The sequence below is a fragment of the Vibrio crassostreae genome (assembly GCF_041439375.1).
Lineage (GTDB): Bacteria > Pseudomonadota > Gammaproteobacteria > Enterobacterales > Vibrionaceae > Vibrio > Vibrio crassostreae_D.
The window spans coordinates 1-21,338 of sequence record NZ_JBGONY010000021.1; the positions used below are offsets into that span (position 1 = coordinate 1).

The 21,338-nt window shown below is 43.9% G+C and carries 22 protein-coding genes; 9 read left to right on the top strand and 13 right to left on the bottom strand.

Annotated elements, in window-relative coordinates:
• Positions 1 to 172: 172 nt before the first annotated feature.
• Both ACED45_RS10895 and ACED45_RS10900 read right to left on the bottom strand, forming a co-directional pair.
• Positions 173 to 1,051 (bottom strand): 6-pyruvoyl trahydropterin synthase family protein, encoded by an 879-nt coding sequence (locus ACED45_RS10895; protein ID WP_371714016.1) that lies wholly within the window; start codon positions 1,049 to 1,051, stop codon positions 173 to 175.
• Between the two features lie 230 nt (positions 1,052 to 1,281).
• Entirely contained in the window at positions 1,282 to 2,106 is an 825-nt protein-coding gene (locus ACED45_RS10900) for an AraC family transcriptional regulator (protein ID WP_371714017.1), read from the bottom strand.
• Between the two features lie 110 nt (positions 2,107 to 2,216).
• Between ACED45_RS10900 and ACED45_RS10905 the strand changes: the two genes are divergently transcribed.
• Together ACED45_RS10905 and ACED45_RS10910 are read left to right on the top strand one after the other, a co-directional pair.
• The gene (locus tag ACED45_RS10905) at positions 2,217 to 2,693 is read left to right on the top strand and encodes a YHS domain-containing (seleno)protein (RefSeq protein WP_048610296.1); all 477 of its coding nucleotides are present in this window, start codon (positions 2,217 to 2,219) and stop codon (positions 2,691 to 2,693) included.
• Between the two features lie 174 nt (positions 2,694 to 2,867).
• Complete coding sequence (locus tag ACED45_RS10910) at positions 2,868 to 3,503, top strand: START domain-containing protein (RefSeq protein ID WP_048663921.1); 636 nt, start codon at positions 2,868 to 2,870, stop codon at positions 3,501 to 3,503.
• Positions 3,504 to 3,545: 42 nt separating this feature from the next.
• Here the strand turns inward: ACED45_RS10910 and ACED45_RS10915 are convergent, their stop codons facing one another.
• From ACED45_RS10915 to ACED45_RS10930, 4 genes are all read right to left on the bottom strand, one after another.
• A complete protein-coding gene (locus ACED45_RS10915; protein WP_171732636.1) occupies positions 3,546 to 4,070 on the bottom strand; it encodes a DNA mismatch repair protein in 525 nt (174 codons plus the stop codon).
• An 8-nt stretch (positions 4,071 to 4,078) separates the two neighbouring features.
• Positions 4,079 to 4,465 carry an MAPEG family protein gene (locus tag ACED45_RS10920; protein ID WP_048660615.1) on the bottom strand — a complete coding sequence of 129 codons (387 nt, stop codon included), beginning with the start codon at positions 4,463 to 4,465 and terminating at the stop codon, positions 4,079 to 4,081.
• A gap of 619 nt (positions 4,466 to 5,084) precedes the next feature.
• Positions 5,085 to 5,552, bottom strand: a complete 468-nt coding sequence (locus ACED45_RS10925; RefSeq protein WP_004737023.1) for a YjiG family protein — start codon at positions 5,550 to 5,552, stop codon at positions 5,085 to 5,087.
• The gene (locus ACED45_RS10930; RefSeq protein ID WP_048610036.1) at positions 5,552 to 6,289 is read right to left on the bottom strand and encodes a nucleoside recognition domain-containing protein; all 738 of its coding nucleotides are present in this window, start codon (positions 6,287 to 6,289) and stop codon (positions 5,552 to 5,554) included. The genes ACED45_RS10925 and ACED45_RS10930 overlap by 1 nt, the downstream gene beginning before the upstream one ends.
• 531 nt (positions 6,290 to 6,820) lie before the next feature.
• Here ACED45_RS10930 and ACED45_RS10935 point away from each other — a divergent pair.
• Together ACED45_RS10935 and nhaD are read left to right on the top strand one after the other, a co-directional pair.
• Positions 6,821 to 6,991: a hypothetical protein gene (locus ACED45_RS10935; protein ID WP_167373185.1), complete on the top strand. Its 171-nt coding sequence runs from the start codon at positions 6,821 to 6,823 to the stop codon at positions 6,989 to 6,991.
• 235 nt (positions 6,992 to 7,226) lie between these two features.
• Positions 7,227 to 8,666, top strand: coding sequence for a sodium:proton antiporter NhaD (gene nhaD, locus ACED45_RS10940; protein WP_146492594.1), 1,440 nt, complete (start codon positions 7,227 to 7,229; stop codon positions 8,664 to 8,666).
• On the opposite strand, the gene ACED45_RS10945 is transcribed toward nhaD, so the two are convergent.
• From ACED45_RS10945 to ACED45_RS10955, 3 genes are all read right to left on the bottom strand, one after another.
• A complete protein-coding gene (locus ACED45_RS10945) occupies positions 8,663 to 9,049 on the bottom strand; it encodes a hypothetical protein (protein WP_086714579.1) in 387 nt (128 codons plus the stop codon). The genes nhaD and ACED45_RS10945 overlap by 4 nt on opposite strands.
• Positions 9,050 to 9,220: 171 nt before the next feature.
• On the bottom strand, positions 9,221 to 9,703 hold the full coding sequence (locus ACED45_RS10950) for a methylated-DNA--[protein]-cysteine S-methyltransferase (protein WP_146492596.1): 483 nt from the start codon (positions 9,701 to 9,703) through the stop codon (positions 9,221 to 9,223).
• Between the two features lie 65 nt (positions 9,704 to 9,768).
• A complete protein-coding gene (locus ACED45_RS10955; protein ID WP_371714018.1) occupies positions 9,769 to 11,145 on the bottom strand; it encodes an AlkA N-terminal domain-containing protein in 1,377 nt (458 codons plus the stop codon).
• Between the two features lie 236 nt (positions 11,146 to 11,381).
• On the opposite strand from ACED45_RS10955, the gene ACED45_RS10960 reads away from it, so the two are divergent.
• A complete protein-coding gene (locus ACED45_RS10960; protein WP_146492599.1) occupies positions 11,382 to 11,585 on the top strand; it encodes a hypothetical protein in 204 nt (67 codons plus the stop codon).
• Between the two features lie 196 nt (positions 11,586 to 11,781).
• Here ACED45_RS10960 and ACED45_RS10965 read toward each other — a convergent pair whose 3' ends face one another.
• Positions 11,782 to 12,672 carry a LysR family transcriptional regulator gene (locus tag ACED45_RS10965; protein ID WP_285954845.1) on the bottom strand — a complete coding sequence of 297 codons (891 nt, stop codon included), beginning with the start codon at positions 12,670 to 12,672 and terminating at the stop codon, positions 11,782 to 11,784.
• A gap of 154 nt (positions 12,673 to 12,826) precedes the next feature.
• Between ACED45_RS10965 and ACED45_RS10970 the strand changes: the two genes are divergently transcribed.
• Both ACED45_RS10970 and nagB read left to right on the top strand, forming a co-directional pair.
• Positions 12,827 to 13,180, top strand: coding sequence for a DUF413 domain-containing protein (locus tag ACED45_RS10970; RefSeq protein ID WP_019819999.1), 354 nt, complete (start codon positions 12,827 to 12,829; stop codon positions 13,178 to 13,180).
• A 564-nt stretch (positions 13,181 to 13,744) separates the two neighbouring features.
• Positions 13,745 to 14,545 carry a glucosamine-6-phosphate deaminase gene (nagB, locus tag ACED45_RS10975; protein WP_008216780.1) on the top strand — a complete coding sequence of 267 codons (801 nt, stop codon included), beginning with the start codon at positions 13,745 to 13,747 and terminating at the stop codon, positions 14,543 to 14,545.
• A gap of 296 nt (positions 14,546 to 14,841) precedes the next feature.
• On the opposite strand, the gene ACED45_RS10980 is transcribed toward nagB, so the two are convergent.
• The 3 genes from ACED45_RS10980 to ACED45_RS10990 all read right to left on the bottom strand — a co-directional run bounded on the left by ACED45_RS10980 (position 14,842) and on the right by ACED45_RS10990 (position 18,653).
• Positions 14,842 to 15,378: an MltR family transcriptional regulator gene (locus ACED45_RS10980; protein ID WP_222433371.1), complete on the bottom strand. Its 537-nt coding sequence runs from the start codon at positions 15,376 to 15,378 to the stop codon at positions 14,842 to 14,844.
• Between the two features lie 50 nt (positions 15,379 to 15,428).
• On the bottom strand, positions 15,429 to 16,577 hold the full coding sequence (locus tag ACED45_RS10985; RefSeq protein WP_371714020.1) for a mannitol-1-phosphate 5-dehydrogenase: 1,149 nt from the start codon (positions 16,575 to 16,577) through the stop codon (positions 15,429 to 15,431).
• 183 nt (positions 16,578 to 16,760) lie between these two features.
• A complete protein-coding gene (locus ACED45_RS10990; protein ID WP_371714021.1) occupies positions 16,761 to 18,653 on the bottom strand; it encodes a PTS mannitol transporter subunit IICBA in 1,893 nt (630 codons plus the stop codon).
• 575 nt (positions 18,654 to 19,228) lie between these two features.
• Here ACED45_RS10990 and ACED45_RS10995 point away from each other — a divergent pair.
• Both ACED45_RS10995 and ACED45_RS11000 read left to right on the top strand, forming a co-directional pair.
• The gene (locus ACED45_RS10995; protein WP_371714022.1) at positions 19,229 to 20,095 is read left to right on the top strand and encodes a glycerol kinase; all 867 of its coding nucleotides are present in this window, start codon (positions 19,229 to 19,231) and stop codon (positions 20,093 to 20,095) included.
• Positions 20,096 to 20,418: 323 nt separating this feature from the next.
• Positions 20,419 to 21,075, top strand: a complete 657-nt coding sequence (locus tag ACED45_RS11000) for an NAD(P)H-dependent oxidoreductase (RefSeq protein WP_123285028.1) — start codon at positions 20,419 to 20,421, stop codon at positions 21,073 to 21,075.
• Positions 21,076 to 21,338: the final 263 nt, after the last annotated feature.

Consider the following 21,338-nt stretch of genomic DNA (forward strand, 5'->3'; position numbering starts at 1 on the left):
TAAATACCCAGCAACTCGCTGCAAAAATCAGCTCGAAAGATCAACACGCCCTAGTGTTATGCCTAAAACTATCCGCTAAATCAGTTTTAAAGAGCAACAAAAAAAGGCAAGATAACTGAATATCTTGCCTTTCTTTCATCATATTAGAACTGAGACTCTCTCTCGTGAGGTGTTATCGGAACGCCATCGCGCCTTTACCTACGCCTTCATAAGCCACAATTTGTAGTGATTGGTTTTCTACCAAACTTGGAGCAACTTGATCTGCAATATAGCCTGCCAGTAATTCCACCGTGGTATCCGTTGGCAAGATCTCTGTTTCACTCTTAGCAATCGCTAACTCAAATTCACCTTGTGGCGCTGTGTAGCGGAAGCCATAGTGACTTTCGTCATCAACACTTTTTGCGTGTTCACTCAGGTTAAGTGATGAAACTGAAACTTGGTCTTCTTTAGAACCTAAATAAATGTCTTCCCAACGCTGAGCAAATGCTTGTTCACGTTGCTCGTCACGCTGACCATCGACCACAATTTCGACTGGAGAACGGTGGCCATGCGCAATACGCTGACAATTACCATCGTGCTTTTTTAAACCATGGGTATAGTGGTAAAACGCGCCATTAATGTTCTCATGACGAAGGGTGATCTCTAACCCTGTGACGTTACTTGGCAGGTTATCGCGAAGAATATCATAAACGTGTGCGGTCACACTCTCGATAGTGATCGCTTCTGCATCAATCAAGCAATATGCTTCGTCAGGGCAATGTAGGTGGAGGCTCTTGTCACCACGCAACACATCAACCATAGAGTAGCCCGCTTTGCTCGCTTGAAGAACAATTGCAGCGCTTTGCATTGGCAGCAGCAAACGGTGATCAACGTGCTCATCGACAAGCTGTTTGATCTGCTTTTTGACCTTGCTAAAATCCAGCACCATGCTCATTTCATTAAGTTCACCAGACATGGTGACATCTAAAATCCAACTATCTCCTACGACCCCTCTGTGTTCACAGATGTATGAAGAATCGATAACGGTAAGGTCTCTTACAAATAGGTTCAAGTGGAACTCCTTAGTGCTTTAATGAGATACGGGAGGCTGAATAATGTTCAGCAGGCACTTCGTCTCATTGATGTCTGATAAAATAGGACGGGCAGGATGTTACAACGCGCTTATAAAGTCCACCTTTTTACACCGTCATTCGAGAAATGAACAAACCACGCTCAATTTCCGCTAAAACATAGGCCAATCTCATGCGAATAGCCATAAAACGCGTAGGGTTGCCCGGCGTTTCACGACACATTTTGCTTCAGCCAAAGACGCGGCGACACTCCGGCAACATGTTGAAAAGCACGTGAGAATCCTGAGTAGCTATTGTAACCCACTTCATCAGCAACCCAATTGATCGGCTTATTTTGCAATAGCAGAGATTGAGCTACAGAGACTCGCCACTTTTGCACATAGTCTCCCGGCGTTTCACCCACTTCTCGCTTGAACGCTTCAATAAACTGAGTGCGAGACATCGCGGCCAGTGACGCCATTTCGGCGATCGAATAATGACGAGCAGGTAATCGATGAATAGCCGTGACCGCCGAAGCCAATCGCGGGTGAGCAAGAGCCGAGAAAACGCCGCTATCAATTTTCTGTTGTTCAATGAGATGACGGAAAATCAAAGCCATCAAGGCATCACTCAACTTGTCCATTAAGTACTGCTGCCCCGACAATTCTTGGCTCGATTCATTAGATAACACCTCTATCACTGGCATTAAGTTAGGTGCTTCCTCAAACGGAATCACTATCACGTCAGGCAGAGCCGACAATAAAGGATTCATCTGCCCTGAACGATACTCCACGTTAGCACACACGACTTTCGCGCCGTCTCCCACGCCTTCAATTGCATGTGGTGTGCTATTCGGCAGATAAACAATGCAAGGCTGCGACAAATGCCGGTGTTCCGTGTGAGCGCTAGACAAGCTCAACTCCCCCGCGCTCAACACATGAAGATGCCCCTCTTTACCTTGTTGCGCGTTAAATGACGATACTCCACACAGGTTTCCTGAATAGAAAACGCCAGTGCGTATCGAGAAGTGTTCCATTAATTGTGAAAGCAGATCCATGCATCCTCCGAACGATTCGCTTAGTTTTTAGTTCTTTTGTCCCTCTATAGACCGGGCGAGTGGGCTAAATTATTTCAAACAAGATAACCAACACTGACAAGGAACTTGATATGTCACACATGAAATCGACCAGTCAAAAAATCACTCTATTGGCCGCGTTACTAGGCACCAGCTTTTCGTTAATGGCAGCAGACCTTGATATGAGTGTCGACAGCAATGATCTCGCGATTAAAGGTTATGACCCTGTCGCTTACTTTGCCAATGAAGGCCCAGTAAAAGGCACATCAGAGTTCACAGCGACCTACAAGAATGCGATCTATAACTTTGCGAGCAGTGAAAACAGAGATGAATTTCGAGCCAATCCAGAAGCCTATGCCCCTCAATATGGCGGTTACTGCGCGTTTGGGGTAGCGATGGGTAAGAAGTTTGAAACCGACCCTCTCGCTTGGAAGGTGGAAGATGGGAAGTTGTATCTGAACTTAGACAAATCGGTTCAAAAACGCTGGCTGGAGAACACACAAGAGTTCATCCAAGACGCTAACAGCAACTGGACAACCATCAAAACCGTAGAAGCCTATAAGCTCTAAGCTCTCGCCTACAGCACTTATCCATTGCCCATGAATAAAACGGAAGCGACCGAACGCTTCCGTTTTCATTGTGATTTTTCCAAAAGAGGTGAACCCAAAGCGATAGGTAACACCTACCAAGCCCATTTTATTCTATACTCCTAGCAGATAAGCTTTTCTTTTTATGGAAGAATAATGACATTACCTAGGATTTTGGTACTCGGCCTCTGCGCCCTATCGACACTGAGTTATGCCAACCCATGGCAGTTCGTCAAAAGTGAAGATGGCATCATGATTGATAAAAGGCCACACCGTGAAGGCTTGGTCGAAATACGAGCGCAAATGCAAACGCCCACCACTTACTCCGGTTTTTTGTTGTTGCTTGAAGACAGCGAGAACGTGCCAAACTGGATAGATAATGTGTCGCAAAGCCGTGTGTTGATGCAGATATCTGAAGATGAAAACATCGTCTATACCCAATTCAAAGCACCTTGGCCTGCCAGAGATAGAGACATGGTGACTTACTCAAAATACAGTATCGAGGATGGGCAATTTGTCTTGTCGATAAAGGATGCGTCGAACTATTTGGCGAAAGAGTCGGGGTACATTCGAATCTATGATGTGGACGCACTTTGGACACTGCAACCGCTGACTAATGGCAATACCTACATCACCTACACCGCTTATGCGAACGCAGGTGGCATCCTACCGAATTGGTTGATGAACAAGTTATCGATAGGCAGTGCACTGAGCACGTTTAAGGGACTGAAAGAACAGTTACCAAAGTACCAAGGCCAACAGCATCCTAACCTGCCAAGTGAGTCTCGCTAACGGTAAAATTAGACAAGTAAATAGAGGAAATAAAGGTAAAGACTAAGGTCTTCTAGCGAGGTCACGAGCTAAGATAAGCGCCAAACCAAACACCTGAAGAAACAGGGCAATATTCTGATAGAAAGCCATTTTCTCATCAAGCCTTTGGATTAATTCAACTAAGGTCAGGTTATCCAAATAGTAGTCATCGATTCGAGTTCGTTGCGATTCTTGAGCACTGTTTATCAGCATCATCAGTTTCGGCAAGTTAGCCAAAGAGATATTTGGCACTTCGCTACTCACCCAACGCCTAAGTTGCCCGCGCAGTGCTTCATCAAGAACAGTGGTAGGCTGCACCGTTTCTGGTTTATCAAGGTGAATCAGAATCGCTTCGCGCTTGCGCTCTAGGGTTTCGATCGTATTCCAAGCAAGCTGTATTGAGTACACATTGCCGAATTTTCGATCGTTATATTCCGCTTTCTCAGCTTCAATTTTATCGAGCACCAAGCTCGACATGACAATCGCCATGATGTTGAGTATCAAGCCTGCGAGGACAATCGCCCAAGCAGGTGGAAGGCGCAACGCCATAATGCTTCCTAGAACATTTTATCAAAAGGTAGGTAAGCTAAGTTTAGGACAACTAAAGATACCATGCTGGCAAAGGTCAAATACATGCCTTGCTTTCTTCCCTTTAGACTGCGAGCAAGAATACTTTTTCCATGAACAATACGCCCAATAACAAAAGCAATACCAATAACATGGATCAGCCACACATTAGCACCGTTGAACTCTAGCAACGCCATCAATATCACTGTAATCGGAATATAATCCATAGCATTACTTTGAGCGGAACGAGCCACTTGTAACGATTCAATACCACCATCTGCGTGTGCCACTTGATTCTTTCTTCTTTGCTTAATCACTTCAATGGAAAGCCATAGCATAACCAAAGTGAGCAACGCAGCATATAACGCTGTAACCATTATCATTTCCTACTGGTTAGTTTATTCGGCGGGCTACCTCATAGTATCTGTATTCATAAAATAATGAGCATTCACGCCCGCGCACGTGTAAGAGATCTCTCACAAAAAACGTAAGAGATTACAATCAAGCTTCGCAGAAAAATCCTAGATTACAAACCCAAGCCCTTGTTTTGTATGAGTCCGCACAGTTTTCTTTGGATAAACCTGCAGATTATCTGCTTGAGGTGGATTGTGAGTAAAGCCTCTGCAGTGTTTAATACACATGTCGACAGGGAGTTGGCAGGAACAGGAAAAAGCCTAACGGATTAGGTATCTTCAGGATGAAGATTTGATGGCTTAGGATGAGTTATCAGCAAGGAAGTTATGCTCTAGGATAGAGTCGCTTATCAGGATGATGAGTTTGCAAGGACACCGCTAGGAAGGCGATGAATTGGATAGGTTAAAGGATTTAGCCACGTCAAGGAACGATGCAGGGAGCACTAGTTACCTATTGAAAGATAAGTAACGCGCAGTAGCAGGATGGCTACGAAAAGAATAGACCCCGTTTGGTGAAAGCCAAACGGGGTTTCCTTTTTTATAACGCCTAAAAGCGATTAGTAGCTAGCCGTTAAAAGTTACGTTACAAAATAATGTTCATCAGGAACATTGCACCAAAGGCATTCAATACCGAAATCGCGATCATCACCGGGATGTAGCGACCTTCAGTACCAATTGGTCCCATGATACGACCCATGTATTGCACTTGAGAACCCATCAAGTAGATAGCTGGCGCCAAAATAGCGATATGATTGCCGTTCAAAATGCCTTGGTCAAACAGCGTAATAACCACGCCCACTGCGCCACCCATCGACATCCACGCACCGATCAATACCGCTGCCGCTTCGCCAGGTAAACCAAATACCGCCATGATTGGAGCAAATACGCTGCCCATCAGATCCAACGCGCCCGTAATCTGCAATGCCTTGATGATCACAAACGCCATCAGAACATTCGGTACTGTAGAAGTAGTCGCAATAACCCAGCCTTTCTTAGCACCTTCAACGAAAATATCAGTAACCATTGGTTTCTTTGCTTTAACTTCGCTCATTATGCTACTTCCTCTTCCAGTTTTTGTTCTTTGTCTGATTTTGGTTTGTCTTCTTTGCCTTCAGTAATATTCAGGTAGATACGAAACAGGTTCGCACCGACAAACTTAAAGATAAACATCACAGCTACAGCCAAACCAATTGACGATGTCACCGCTAAAGAGCCATCCATCGCGGTTAGAGTGAACAACACCGCACCCGACGAGAAGAAGTTAACGATCGCGGCACCCGCGGTGAACTGGAACATCGTAAAGACATCGGTTTCACGCTTAGTTAAATGCCCTTCGTCTTTTAGCTGACGCGTCATCGCTGCACCCGCATCAGTACTTTGCAGAGAAGCAATCAATGCCAAGCCAGAGTTACCCGGAATACCCATCAGAGGGCGAAGTAGAGGTGTCAGCAGTTTGCGAGCCGCATCCAGCGCACCATAGTGCTCAAGTACGTTGATCATACCCAGTGCAAACATCACGGTCGGAATAAGTGTCAAAGCAAAAATGAAACCGTCGCGAGCACCACTACCACCTTTACCACGCAATGACGTCGTTGCCGCTTGAATACCATCAGCCGTTTCACTCACATCGTAAGCGACCTTACCGAATGAACCGTTGAGCGTTGTAAAATCGAACACTCCATACCATTCATTGGACTGCATTAAGCCTGAAAAGAACACAATCGCGAATGCGAGTGCGATATAGCTACCGATCGTGACTTTACGATCGGTTTTGGTTGGATTCGTCATAAGGACCTCTATACATCTCGTTTATGTGGAACAGAACACGTATAGATAGTGCAAACTAATGAGCAAAAGGTTAATGACCAAAATCAAATAGCGTATCGGTTTGAATAAAAGAAGCACAACAACATATAAAACTGTGACTTGGATTTAAAAGCAGGACCATACGCTAAATAAATTAGAATATTTCACATACAAAACTAAACAAGCCTTGCTTCAACACCGCAACCAAAAACGCACACAATCAACACACAACTCTGGCTTCTAGTGAGAGTTTTTTACCTAATCAGATCTCTGATAATGATGTAAGTGATCTCTTACATGGTGTTTTGTTTAATTTTTATTCAATTATAATACAGAGACTTAAAGAGTGAGTTCGCTTCCAAAGTGCAACCGTTTGCCCTTAGTTGATTGAGTTTTGAGCCTAGCGAAAACGGTGAGCCCGTTTATAAAGAATTTGAGCTTGATTCGAAATTTCAGCCCTCAGAGGTGCTATAGACTTCGCGCAGCCAATATTGAAGGAAAACGGTGATTACAATGGAAATGAGAACGCTTAAATATCAAGTAATGGGCAAGGGCATGTGGATCACTGCAACGGTATCTCGCGCAGTAGCGGACAAGCTGGCGCTGGAATACCAATCCTACGGCTGGCCTGTTGAAGTATGTGCTGCAGAACAAACACTGACGTTTGATCTCAATGCTGCATAATATTGGCAATTTCGAATAAGCTCTATCGGTAGTGAATCCGGTAGGGCTTTTTCTTTAGGCTTTGAGTTCTCAAGACAGTAATTTTGAGCATGTAAGACCATATTTCGTTCACATCACAGTCTATTGCTTTCACTATAATCTATTGAATTATTAAGATATCTATCACACTCCACATGGTTATTTAGGTCTACGCTTTTACGCGTGTTAATAACTTATTAACTTTGGAGCGTAATTCATGTTAGGTATCCAGCTTCCTGCTGTTCTCTTTTTATTCTTCTTTTCTTCAGTAACAAGTGCGGCTACCTCTCAGTTAGGAGAGCCTCTCAAGCTAACTAACTCATTTGTCGGCTACCTATCACTGACCATTTTCGTTATCGCCTACATTGTGGTGATGATGGAAGAGTACCTAAAGCTCCGAAAATCCAAGCCTGTGCTACTTGCGGCTGGCCTGATTTGGATAATCATTGGTTTTACCTACCAAGAACACAACCTCGTTGAAGTCGCTAAACAAGCGCTCGAACACAACTTACTTGAATACGCCGAGCTATTACTTTTCCTACTCGTCGCTATGACTTACATCAGCGCCATGGAAGAGAGAAGACTGTTTGATGCGTTGCAAGCGTGGATGGTCGGCAAAGGCTTTAACTTCCGATCTCTGTTCTGGCTAACCGGTATTCTGGCCTTCTTTATCTCACCTATCGCAGACAACCTCACGACAGCTCTATTGATGTGTGCCGTGGTTCTGAAAGTCGCAGGATCCAACCCTAAATTCGTTAATTTAGCCTGTGTAAATATCGTAATAGCCGCTAACGCTGGCGGCGCATTCAGCCCATTCGGCGACATCACAACACTGATGGTGTGGCAAGCTGGTTATGTGAGCTTCAGTGAGTTCATTCCCTTATTTATTCCTTCAGTGATGAATTACCTCGTCCCTGCACTGATCATGTCTTACTTTGTTCCAACAACCCAACCCGATACGGTGCATCAACACGTTGAATTAAAACGTGGTGCAAGACGTATCGTGTTCTTGTTCATCATGACGATAGCCACTGCGGTTGCTTTCCATGCCGTACTCCACTTCCCTCCGGTCATGGGGATGATGATGGGGCTGGCGTATCTACAGTTCTTTGGGTATTTCTTGCGTAAGACCTTACCTAATTCACTGGCCAAGAAAAAAGCGGTGGCGATTGCCAATAATGATGAGGGGGCATTAAAGAGACTCGGTTCTGTTGTGCCCTTTGATGTATTTCGAAGAGTATCGCATGCCGAATGGGACACGCTGTTGTTCTTCTACGGTGTGGTGATGTGTGTCGGTGGTTTGAGTCTGCTTGGATACTTGGAGCTTGCCTCTGGCGTGATGTATAGCCAATGGGATCCTATTTGGGCCAATATCATGGTGGGGATCTTATCTGCGATTGTCGACAACATTCCGGTGATGTTTGCCGTATTATCCATGGAGCCGCAAATGTCGATGGGCAACTGGCTACTGATCACCTTAACTGCAGGCGTTGGCGGCAGCTTGTTATCTATTGGTAGTGCAGCAGGTGTCGCATTAATGGGAGCGGCACATGGTAAATACACCTTTTTTGGCCACTTGAAATGGATGCCAGTAATCATGATTGGATATGCCGTCAGTATCGCCGCCCACTTATGGCTAAATGGTGGGCTTTTCTAATTCGATGCTCCTTTCAAAGGTTGTTCAACACGTGTCCAGACGTTGCTTAACTGCATTGCTGGACACCGATTGCAGGTTAGCACCTCGCCTTCGTGTTGTATTCGCATTACCAGTCCAGAATCTGATCGGCTATTCGCTGAATTCAACTTAATGTTGAGCAAATCACCTTCGACACTATAGGTTCGAGTCACGGAATTATCCGTTGTTTGATAGGTCACTTGCCCAGATTCAAAAACTAGAAAACTGTCATTATCTGCGTTCTCATACATACCTTTGAACAGAACAAGCTGTGGTACTTCGAAGGGACGACTGGTATCGGTTAAACAACCGGCTAGCAATAGCGCGCTACTGCAGCCAATTATCAGAGAGTGATGGCTATTCATTTGGGCATCCTTGCCTAGAGAACATAGTCAAAGAATATGCAACCAAATCGACATTTTCCAGAAAGCGTTGATTTTAATGCAAAGTCACATTTTAAGAACCACTAGCCTTCACCATTGAGTAGTACGTGATCCTCAACCAGCATCGCGACAGGCTCGTTGCCAAATCGCTTACTAGTCTTGATCTCTGCCCTCTATCACCAATAAGCGCTGTTTGCGTTCTACACCACCCGCATAACCCGTCAGCTTGCCATTTTTGCCAATCACACGGTGACACGGCACAATCACAGAAACCGGATTTTTGCCATTCGCTAAGCCAACAGCACGAACGGCTTTCGGATTACCTATCGCATCAGCCAGTTGTGCATAGCTCCAAGTCTCTCCATAAGGAATGGTCGTCAGCGCCTGCCAAACCGACTGCTGAAATGGCGTGCCCTTGGCTGCGATAGGCACAGAAAATTGGATAGTTTCACCTGAGAAATAGCGATTAAGCTGCTCGATTGCCACTACAAAGATCGGAAAGCTATCATCTTGAACACCTAACTGTTCCGGCTTAGTGGTGTGTGTTTCAAACCACAGGCCTAGCAACCCTTGATCGTTCGCCTGTAAAGTCACGGTTCCCAATGGACTCTCATAATAAGTAAATCGGTTAGCCATAATATCTCCTAGCTTGGTATTGCAGATGTTTGTGGATTGCTGATGTTCGTGGATAGCTATTTCTATTAAGACTGATTCCAACAGTGGAACGTCGCGTAACTACCCCAAGGCGAAACACTCTCTATATTGATGGTGGGGCGATGCTCAATAAACTTCTTCACCACTAAATCGCCAACCAACAGATGGTTAGGCTCACTTAAACCACGAAGCAGTGCATATTGAATCGTCCAAGGCCCAATACCTTTTAGCGCAATCCATTTAGAAGGATGCTCAGCTTCATTGTCGACCATGTATTCAGCAAAACGCTTTAAGGTCTCTTTGCGGCTTCCCGGCATTCTCAAGAAGCTCAAATCAGCCTCCGCTATCTGTTGCGGCATGGGAAAGCTAACCTCCTCATGTGCTTCAGAAAGCTCTTTGACCAATAAATTGAGCTGACCAATCGCAGCGGTTACCGAGACTTGCTGCCCCAAAATCGCTCTCACTCCGGCTTCCCAAGCACTCCACACGCCAGGAATACGGATACCACTCTTAGCGACCAAGTTAGGATCGATCGTCGCAAAGAAAGTCTCGACCTTTACAATATCGACATCAAGATCGAACATACGTCGGATATTCGTAATCAAGCTTCTTAATTGGCTTATATCATCCAACTCAAACTCAATATCTAAGCGATTCTCTTTGGCTAAAGTCGCCTTGAACCACCCCTTCGCCCTGTTCACATTCACCGTGCGCTTATAACAATCTTCGCCAACCTCTTCTAAGCCTTCAATCATTCTTCGTCGATAAAAACCCAACAAGTGCTTCCAGTCTAAAGGCCCATTAAAACCAAGCTGAATATGATTACTCAGTGTGTCACTTGGCTTCGTTCGTCGAATTTGGCTCGGCGAAAGCTGCAACTCTTTTTGGAAAGCATCGTTAAAGCGACGTGTGCTATTAAAGCCACTCGCAAAGCCGACATCAGTAATGCTCATACTGCTGGTATGTAGCAACTGTTTGGCGAACATCAATTGGCTATAAAGGCTGTACTGCTTGGGTGACACACCGATGTAATTGTTGAATAAGGTCCGTAAGTAACGATCGGAAATACCTAACCGCGTTGCAAGGTCGACAATCGATCCTGAATTCAGCGCGCCGTTATCAATCAACTGCATCGCACGTAAAAAAGTGGTTTCAACGCCCTTCCATGCCGGAGAGAAAGGCGCACTGTCTGGTCGGCAACGCAAACAAGGACGATACCCCGCTTTCAATGCTTGAGCTTGATGAGAAAAGTATTCGACGTTTTCTTCTTTGGGCGGGCTTGCTGGGCAAATCGGACGACAAAAAATCCCTGTCGTTTTCACTGCTGTAAAAAACATACCATCAAAGCGAGCATCTCGCGCATATCGAGCCAAATGGCACTGCTCACTCGTTAAGGTACTGTTGTGATGAATATTTTTCGACATTCTGTGCTCTTCCCATTTGCCATAGCTTTTGCTCCTATAACTAAAAGTTTACCGTGAACCAGCATCATCGCTAGCCACTTTCGGAAGCGAAGGTTAGATAAATCACAAAAAAGGGTTTTAATTTTATTCAATTCGACTAAATTTAATCTTGAGAAGAAATTCTTCTCACAACGTCAACGATAGGTACTTAGCACACCAAGATGCAGAGACCTATCGAATATAAAAAGGAAAAGGCTATGGTTCTACACACATGTCGTATTGTTTTATCAAACCAACAGGTTCTCACCAGTCAATCAGTCGAGCAATCTCTGAGCTTTCTTGAAGACAAAGCGGACAACGGGATTTCTATGATTGAGATTGACGCAACGGATGGCCACACAATCCATTCGTACATGTCACACTCTCTCGAAGAGTCTATTGAGAATCTAATGAACCTATAAGTGTGTTAACACTATAGAGCCTTTAAATAGGGCTAGGTATACCAGGCTTAAACGATGTTATTTGAATTAGAAACGATCTCTAATTCAAAAAAGAAGTACATCTCTGGTTTAAAACAAAAATGGCTCCCAACTATACAACTAGTTAGGAGCCATTTTTTATCTCGTCAACAAAGCATATTGCTGGCTGCGCGTGCTATTACTCTGGCGTCTGTTCAGCGGCTTGTTGCAGCGTGTAAGCGGTCGATGGGTCAATCTCATTAACCAATTTCTCAACCTGCATGATCGCATCCACCGAAGTGCTGCTTTTACGGTAGCTCAGATAAATTGGGCGATACCAGTCTTCAACCCCTTTCACCTTGTGCAGCTTACCCGAATCGATAAAAGGTTCGACTAGAGAAACCGGAAGATACGCACTACCGCCTTTCTCTAAAATGAAATCTAGGGCAATACGCGCTGTAGAGGTACGAAGATAAGGTGCCGGAACTTTAGGGTGACGTTCTGCGTGTTCTGAACCGAAGCGCGTTCCCCAATCAACATACACATATTTATGTTGGAATACCGATTCCAGATCATCTTGCTGTGTTGATACCAACACCAAAACCAAATCAGCCACTTTTTTACAGTTCAGCTCTTCCGCTTTGATCTGATCGAACGCGAACGCCATATCTAAAGTTCGTTCTAACAAGTTTCGGTTCAGTTGCTCGCGCCCCATCACCTCTGCCATAAAGCCGTAACCACCAAAAGAGTCGGTCACCACACTTAAACAGTTTTGTAGATACGCATCCCAAATATTCGGCGTGCCACCCAGCGTTAACTGCAAGGCTTTACCACTCTCTAACGACAGCTCAAATTTGGCTTGTTGTAGGGTGGACACCATCACTTCGGCATAACCAATCAAACGTTCACCGGAAGATGTGAGTTTGATGTTATTGCGATCACGAATGAAGAGTTGAGTATCAAAATAGCCTTCAAGCTGTTTGATCCGCGCACTCACCGCCGCTTGTGTTAAATACAAGTTTTCAGCTGCACGCCCAAAATGGCGCACCCTTGCAACCTCAAGAAAGGTTCTAAATACTTTCACATCCATCAAATACATCTCTGTAATAAATCTGCTAACTAGCCGATCTAGGATTGTTTATCGTAAAGGCAAAAACGTTTTGTTTCCTATTTTAGCCTTTTAACAATATTTTCGCGTGAGCAATAAACACTAATTTCTATCTAACCACATTACTGAGGCTGATATGTCTGAGACCGAATTCCGACACGGAAAAAAACGTTTTTATGACACCATTAAATTCCCACGAGGGTTCGCTAAGTCGGGTGATTTTACTCTTTCAGAAGAGGAAATCCTAACCTTGTTTGGTGACACTATGCTTGCACTTGAAACTGGTGAACTAGCACCAATCAATGCAGAAGAAAAACACTTCATTAAAGTGTTATCTCACCCTCATAAGGCAAAGTCCAAGTTAGAGCGTGTTTGGTTGAAGTACATTCAACTGGCTCGTGGACGCCGTCGCTTTCATACCCTAAACGGCTGCAAACGCGGCGAAGTGCCTAGGGAAGAATACGAAAGTGAGTTAGTGTTAGAAGATTAGTAAAACCGCTCAAAGTGATTCCTCATCACTTTGGGCTTTTTTTGCCTTCGAACACACATCTCATTGTAATTGATAAGTTTAGCCAAACTGTCCATTTTTACCAATATTTATATATAATTCATAGCGATAGCGTGAATAAAACACGGCTCTTTCTCAATATCCTAGGGATTCATCCCAATGATATTCATCGTTCTTTATCCCGCTCCCGTCTTTTATCACGATAGCACCTCATTGCCATCATTATTTTCTAGCCTCAACTATACTTTCAAAGCTTGTTAATACGCCGAAGTATATCAAAACCTCAATACCTATTAATACGTAGAAACACCGTCCCTTTCAGGTGCTGAATTAGATCAATATTGCTCTATATGACAAACGTATTAATCTTGTTTAACGTAACTAAATATCCATACAATAATTGTGCAATTTTGATAGTTCCAGTCACACATATGACGAAAAAAGCAAAAACTTGACCTAAAACAATAGCGGAACTCGATAACTTATTTTATAATGCGAATTAATGTTTCAGAACACTATAAAATTTTATTTCTAGGGGCAAAATCAATGAGACTTATTCCATTAAGCAACAAAGCAAAAGTAGGTAAATGGGCTGCTCGTCATATCGCAGATTCTATTAACAAATTCGCGCCAACTGCTGAGCGTCCATTTGTACTAGGTCTTCCTACTGGTAGCACACCTCTAACTACTTACGCTGAGCTAATTGAACTTTACAAAGCTGGCGAAGTTAGCTTCAAGCACGTTGTAACATTCAACATGGATGAGTACGTTGGTATCGACCCTAACCACCCAGAGTCTTACCGCACTTTCATGCACGAGAACTTCTTCAACCACGTTGATATCCAAGCAGAAAACATCAACCTGCTAGACGGTCAAGCTGAAGACATCGATGCGCACTGTGCAGCATACGAAGAGAAAATCCGTTCATACGGCAAAATCAACCTGTTCATGGGCGGCGTAGGCATCGACGGTCACATCGCATTCAACGAACCTGGTTCTTCTCTATCTTCACGCACTCGTATCAAAACGTTAACTGAAGACACTCGTATCGCGAACTCTCGTTTCTTCGATGGAGACATCAACCAAGTTCCTAAATACGCACTAACTATCGGTGTTGCTACTCTTCTAGATTCAGAAGAAGTAATGATCCTTTCTCTAGGCCACAACAAAGCTCAAGCGCTTCAAATGGCTATCGAAGGCTCTGTAAACCACATGTGGACTGTTACAGCTCTACAGATGCACCGTAAAGCGATCATCGTTGCTGATGAGCCAGCTCAACAAGAGCTAAAAGTTAAGACTCTACGTTACTTCCAAGAGCTAGAAGCTGAGAACATCCAAGACCTATAATCTCAGGTTTTGTTGAAACAAAAAGCCACATAATGTGGCTTTTTTTGTACCTGAAATTCGCGGTCAAGGTACAAAACTACCCAGCGATTAAAACAAAAGGTGCAGATAGTAATCGACATAAGAATCGTCAATTCGTGTCATGCTTAGCTCGAAAGAAATAGTAGAGCTGGAGTGAATACAAAAAAGCGATTTCTCAAGCTAGAGAAACCGCCATCAATTTAAGTTTGGAATGAAACAAACGAGCAAATGCAAGATATGTATGTGAAGGCTCGACACAGTGAACGAAGAATAGAAAGCTAAGAACTCAGCGCGTTATCTCGGCACAAGGTAGTGATAATGTCAGTGATAGCTAAAACGATCGTCGACTTCACTTTTTGATTATGTCGCCCCAAAAACATTTCAAGCATTGGACCAGACATGGTCTCCACCATCTCCGCATCATATTCAATTGGCATAATACGCTGAATCGCGTGTACCTTATTAAGCTCAAATATAATGTCGACTTCTGTGAAACTGGTGTCGTCACCCTGTATTTTCGCCCACTCTTTCAAGGTAACGAAAACCTCTAAATCGTCATAAAGCTCTTTACTGATGACACCAAGCCCTAATAGTAGCTTAGCGCGAATCATAATCTCGCCTAACGGGCCACCGCTGTTAAGAAGAGGTTCTACAACAAACTTAATTGCAGTATCGTCTTTCTTGAAGATATTCTTTAATACGGCATCTACCGTGTCATCCAATGCATCGTAAGCAGCCATTAGGCAGGCGCCAGCACTCTCAGCTTCTGATAGGGCTTCAAGTAATTCAGTTTCATGGCTAGTTTGTATTGGCATAACGGCTCGGCAATAAGAAAGTGCCACCGGGGTGGCACTTTGATGATTTATCATTTCAATGCTAGATAAGCTTGTTCCGCTAGTTTAACAACTTCTGAGTCGATATTCAGCTCAGAATAATGCGCTAATGTCTCAGCAAAACCTTTTTCTGCGAACATTGCCTGAAGTTCAACCGCTTGAGGGTCATCTTCATTCTTATAGTGGAACGCAGCTGCGATCGCTTTTACAAGGTGCGCATTAGGAAGACCGTATTCTAGCGTACCGTTCAATGGCTTGACTAGACGATCTTGTGGGCTCAGCTTACGAATAGGCTGACGGCCAACACGGTCAACTTCATCACGTAGGAACGGGTTAGCAAAACGACCAAGAATTTTCTGGATGTATGCAGCGTGCGCTTCAGGATCAAAGCCGTAACGCTTAATCAGAACAGCACCGCTTTCTTCCATCGTTGCTGTTACTTCAGCGCGGATTTTGTCATCTTCGATAGCATCTTTGATTGTCTCGTGACCCGCAAGCACACCAAGGTATGCCGTTACCAAGTGACCTGTGTTCAGCGTGAACAGTTTACGCTCAACGAACGCCATTAGGTTATCAGTGCATTCCATACCAGGGATGTTTGGAATATCACCTTTGAATTGTGTTTGGTCTACGATCCACTCGCTGAACGTTTCAACCGTTACTGCAAGAGGGTCTGTTTCGCCCGCTTCTGCAGGTGGAACAATGCGGTCAACCGCAGAATCAACAAAGCCAATGTGCTCTTCAGTGAACGCTTTCATTTCATCAGAAAGGTGCTCTAGAACCGCTGCTTTTAGTTGGCTAGTACCGCGAACCATGTTCTCTGCCGCGATGATGTTCATTGGCGCCGTGTTGTTTGCTGCTGCACGCTTTTCGATACCTTGAGCAATAGACTTAGAAATGATTTTAAGAACCGTTGGGCCAACTGCTGTCGTCACAATGTCAGACTCAACAATGCAATCTACCACAGCGCTTGTTGCTGAGTTTACTGCTGTCACGTTTTTAACGGTTTCAACAACGCACTCTTCACCAACAATCTTCACTGGGTATTCTTGGCGTTCAATTAACGCGTTAACAACCGTTTCATTTACGTCAGCAAAAGTAACCTTCATACCAGCGTCAGAAAGAAGTTTACCAATGAAACCACGACCGATATTACCTGCACCAAAATGTAACGCTTTCATAATTTTGACCTTATAAATATTTGAATCTAGATAGCTAACTGCTCAACAACATGCCTGATGATTAACTAGAGACATTAAGCAGTAAGCTATTCAGACTGAATCTTGTTAAGACAGATTTAGACCGAAAATGAGGCCAGTAGGGGGATACCGGCCTCCTTCACTTAGGAGCTTGACTAGAGCTTTTTAGTTTCCGTTGAGAATACGTAGAACATCAGCAGGGTTTGTTGTGTTCTGTAGGCATTCCACAGCGTCTTCATCATCAAGTGAATTGGTAATAGCCATCAGCACCATGTTGTGCTCATCGCCTTGTGCGGCAATACCGATAACCATCTTCGCGATATCGTCTTCATCTTCGCCCCACTGAATACCTTCAGGGTACTGACAGAATACGATGCCGGTTTTTTGTACGTACTGTTTTGCTTCGATTGTGCCGTGTGGTACTGCGATAGACTCACCTAGATAGGTAGACACAAGCTCTTCACGAGCAAACATGCCGTCTACGTATTCTGGAGATACGTTGCCCAGTTTGACCAGTTGCTCACCAGCAAACTTGATTGCGTCTTCTTTTTGAGTCGCTTTAAGGCCAAGGAAGATGCTGTCATTAGTCAGTGCAAGCTTGTTGCCTTCTTGTGCTGGAGCCGCTGCAGGAGCCGGAGCTTCTACTTTTGCTTCACCACTTTGAGCGTCGGTAAGCTCTGTAACTAGCTGGTCGTATACACCGCCATCTAGGAAGTTGCTTAGAGACATGTGCATTGCACCTGGTACGGTGTTACGAGCACGGTCTGTTAAGTCTTTATGCGTGATAACAATTTGCGAATCAGCTGGTAGGTTGTTGATTGCGTAGTTGGTTACCGTGATATTTAGGCCCGCTGCATCTACTTTCTTACGCAGTAGACCAGCACCCATTGCACTTGAACCCATACCCGCATCACACGCTACGTATACTGCTTTCACGTCAGCTAGGTTGATGTCTGCACCCGTTGCTGCACCTTTAGAAGACGCTTTCATGTCTTTCATTTGCGCTGATGCTTTCTCTAGTGAATCTTCCTCATCATCTTGCGCTGATGTTTTAAGAAGGATTGACGCTACAACAAACGATACTGCCGTTGCTGCGATAACCGATAGAATCACGCCGATGTAAGAGCCTTTTGGTGTCATCAACAGAATCGCGAAGATAGAACCAGGAGACGCTGGAGAGATTAGGCCAGAGCTGAACATTACGTTAATGAATACACCAGCCATACCACCTGCGATTACCGCTAGGATTAGACGTGGGTTCATTAGAACGTATGGGAAGTAAATTTCGTGGATACCACCTAGGAAGTGGATGATAGATGCACCCGCAGCAGATTGCTTCGCACTGCCTTTACCAAATACCATGTAAGCAAGTAGTAGACCTAGACCAGGACCTGGGTTCGCTTCAATTAGGAAGAAGATAGAACGACCGATTTCTTCAGACTGCTGAATACCTAGTGGAGAGAAAATACCATGGTTGATTGCATTGTTTAGGAATAGGATTTTCGCCGGTTCTACAAAGATAGAAGCAAGAGGTAGTGCACCCGCTTCAACCATCACGTTAACGCCAGCTGCTAAACCAGAAGACAGAACTTTCACAGCAGGACCAATCACGATGAACGCGATAATCGCGCAGATCATACCGATGATACCAGCAGAGAAGTTGTTCACTAGCATTTCGAAACCACTCTTCACTTTACCGTGAACAGCTTCATCGAATTTCTTGATTGTGATACCACCTAGTGGACCTACAATCATTGCACCCATGAACATCGGGATGTCAGTACCAACGATAACACCCATTGTTGTGATGGCACCCACTACCGCACCGCGGTCACCACCAACCATTTTACCACCGGTGTAACCAATCAATAGTGGCAGCAAGTAAGTAATCATAGGGCCAACCATTGATGCTAACGTTTCGTTAGGCCACCAACCTGTTGGGATGAATAGTGCTGTAATAAAACCCCACGCAATGAATGCGCCGATGTTTGGCATTACCATATTGGATAAGAAACGACCAAAATTTTGAACCTTGATCTTCGCTTCTGGTGATAACATAGGTAGAACCCCGTAGTGTATTGGTTGGTCAAATGACCGAAAATGTGTGCTCAAAAGTTGATTGAAATGTATCACAACATTTCCAAAATGCACCTCAAGCCAATTTTCGTGATAGCAATCACACACAAAAAACACTTAGGGGTTATTGGGAACGATTTAGATCACAAAAACGCCATGAATTAAAATTACAAAGCAAAATTAACGATAATAAATCTCATTTACACAAGATCCAGATCACACTTATGAACTCAACCATCAAAAATAATTAGTGACACAGATCACACTCAATGAAAAGCACACCTTAAAAACTATAAACCATGTATGAAAGAACACCATTCCAAGTGTGTTTTCTATGCACCCAGATGAATTTATCTTGTTATTTTGTAATTTAATTACAAAAACAGATTAATGCCTGTTTTTCAAAATTCTGATTTTCCTAGCGCCCAAACTTCAAAATACATGAACAATGAAGGAGCGAAATTGCGTAAAATAGATGTGTTATTCTAGTAATCAGTTCCTTTGTAATTCCTATCCCAACGTTATCCAGTAGCCCAATAACGACTTAAGAGAAGACTATGTCAGACAAGATCTCCACATCGGCTCTCGCTAAACAGAGAGATATAGACGCTAAAACTCTATTCAGTGACCTAAAAACAGCCGGCTATATCGTACGTTCAGAAGACCGCTGGGTGCTGACCGAACGAGGGGAAAGCTTTGGTGGGGAATATGTCAAACACAAAAAGTTTGGTGTGTTCATTGTATGGCCAGAGAAACTGCTCATCGACTTGGACACCTTCTCAGGGCAAACACTAACCGCAACTCAGCTCGGCAATGCCTTTCAACTCAGCGCAAAGAAAATCAACTTACTGCTCAATGAGCTTGGTTGGATCACAAGAGAAGAAGACGGTTGGCACGTTACCTCGACAGGTTTAAAGGCCGGTGGTGAACAGAGAGAAGATAAAACTACACAAAACTTATTCGTGGTGTGGCACGATTCATTGGTTCGCAATAAACGTTTGAAGCAGTCTGTTGTTGAATTCCTAGGGCATGATGCTGAAAGCCACTCGACCGATGTGTCATTCTCCAGTTTTCGTCAGAAATTCGAGGCGAAGCACCGAAGCTTAGATGGGCATTATGTTAGATCAAAGGGAGAGCTGATCATCGATAACTGGCTTTATATGGCAGGAGTGGTTCATGCGTACGAGCGCCCGCTTCCGATATCAAAAGAAGTGATCAGCGATTTTTATCTACCAAGTGGCAAAGTGTACATCCAGTTTTGGGGAACCGATTCCGCGCCAATCGCCGAAGATAAACGTAAAACTACGAGAAAAATCTATGAAGAGCATGGTTTTGGCTTAATCGAAATCACGCCAGAAGATATCCCAAATCTAGACAGCGTACTTCCACCATTATTGCGTCAATATGGCATCAAGGCGTACTAAACGACTGAATCTAGACAATTCAAACCTATTAAGATCACACTTATCGAATCATTATGGACATTATTAACCATAGTGATTTGATATGTTCGCTATTTTTCCCGAGTAACTCTTCTATTATCTTACACCCATCGACTTGAGCTACCGCAGATACTCGATTTCTTGGGGCATGTTCGATAGCCATTTAAGCGTTCAGCCTTTTAGAGGCTGACTGTTCTAGAAACGACTTCTATAGAGATCTAGCCTAAATGCGTTATCCGTTTATTGTTGACGTTACCGAACATAAAACCCTACAACATTTATATTGATAGATATTAGGATTCAACATGACTCATCCAATCATTTCAGATCTAAACACTCGCTACACAGCTAAAAAATACGATGCAGAAAAGCGCATCTCTGCGGAAGACATGGAAGTAATCAAAGAAGCACTTCGTTTGTCAGCTTCTTCTATCAACTCTCAGCCTTGGAAATTCATCATCATTGAGAGCGACGAAGCAAAACAACGTTTCCACAACACTTTCGAGAACATGTTCCAGTTTAACCAACCACATGCGAAAGAAGCGTCACACACAATCCTGTTCGCTCACGATCCTAAGTACACTAAAGAGAAATTCGCGAAACGCGCAGATACGGAAGTAAGCTCTGGTCACCTACCTGCTGAAATGTATGAACAGTTTTTAGGTGCTTACGCATTCGCAGAAATGAACACTGACGAAACAGGTTTCAACGGTAACTGGACTAAATCTCAAGTGTACATTGCACTGGGTAACACACTGCACACACTTGCTCGCCTTGGTATCGCTTCAACTCCAATGGAAGGTGTAGACGCGGCTATGATCAGCGAAGAGTTTGCTGATGAGCTAGAAGGCCACGTTGTTGATGTAGCACTAGCTATCGGTTACCACAAAGACGGCGAAGACTACAACCACGGTAAACCAAAAGCGCGTTTAGCTCTTGATGAAGTCGTGACTACGCTTTAAAAACTAACAAATAAATTGCACTGCTTTATTTGGCCAGACTCTTGTCTGGCCTTTTTTATGCGCGTCTTTTGGCTATTAATCAGCATTGAAAACCACCCGAGTCAAATGGACACTTTAGAATCATATCAATCACAATGCTAAGGATGTCATAAAGACACAAAAACAAGCTCGAGAATTAAAGAAACCATTCAAAAACAACACTTTAAAAACATGGCACGACTAGTGCAATGATGACCTTAGATATTTCAATAAGGTATTATCAT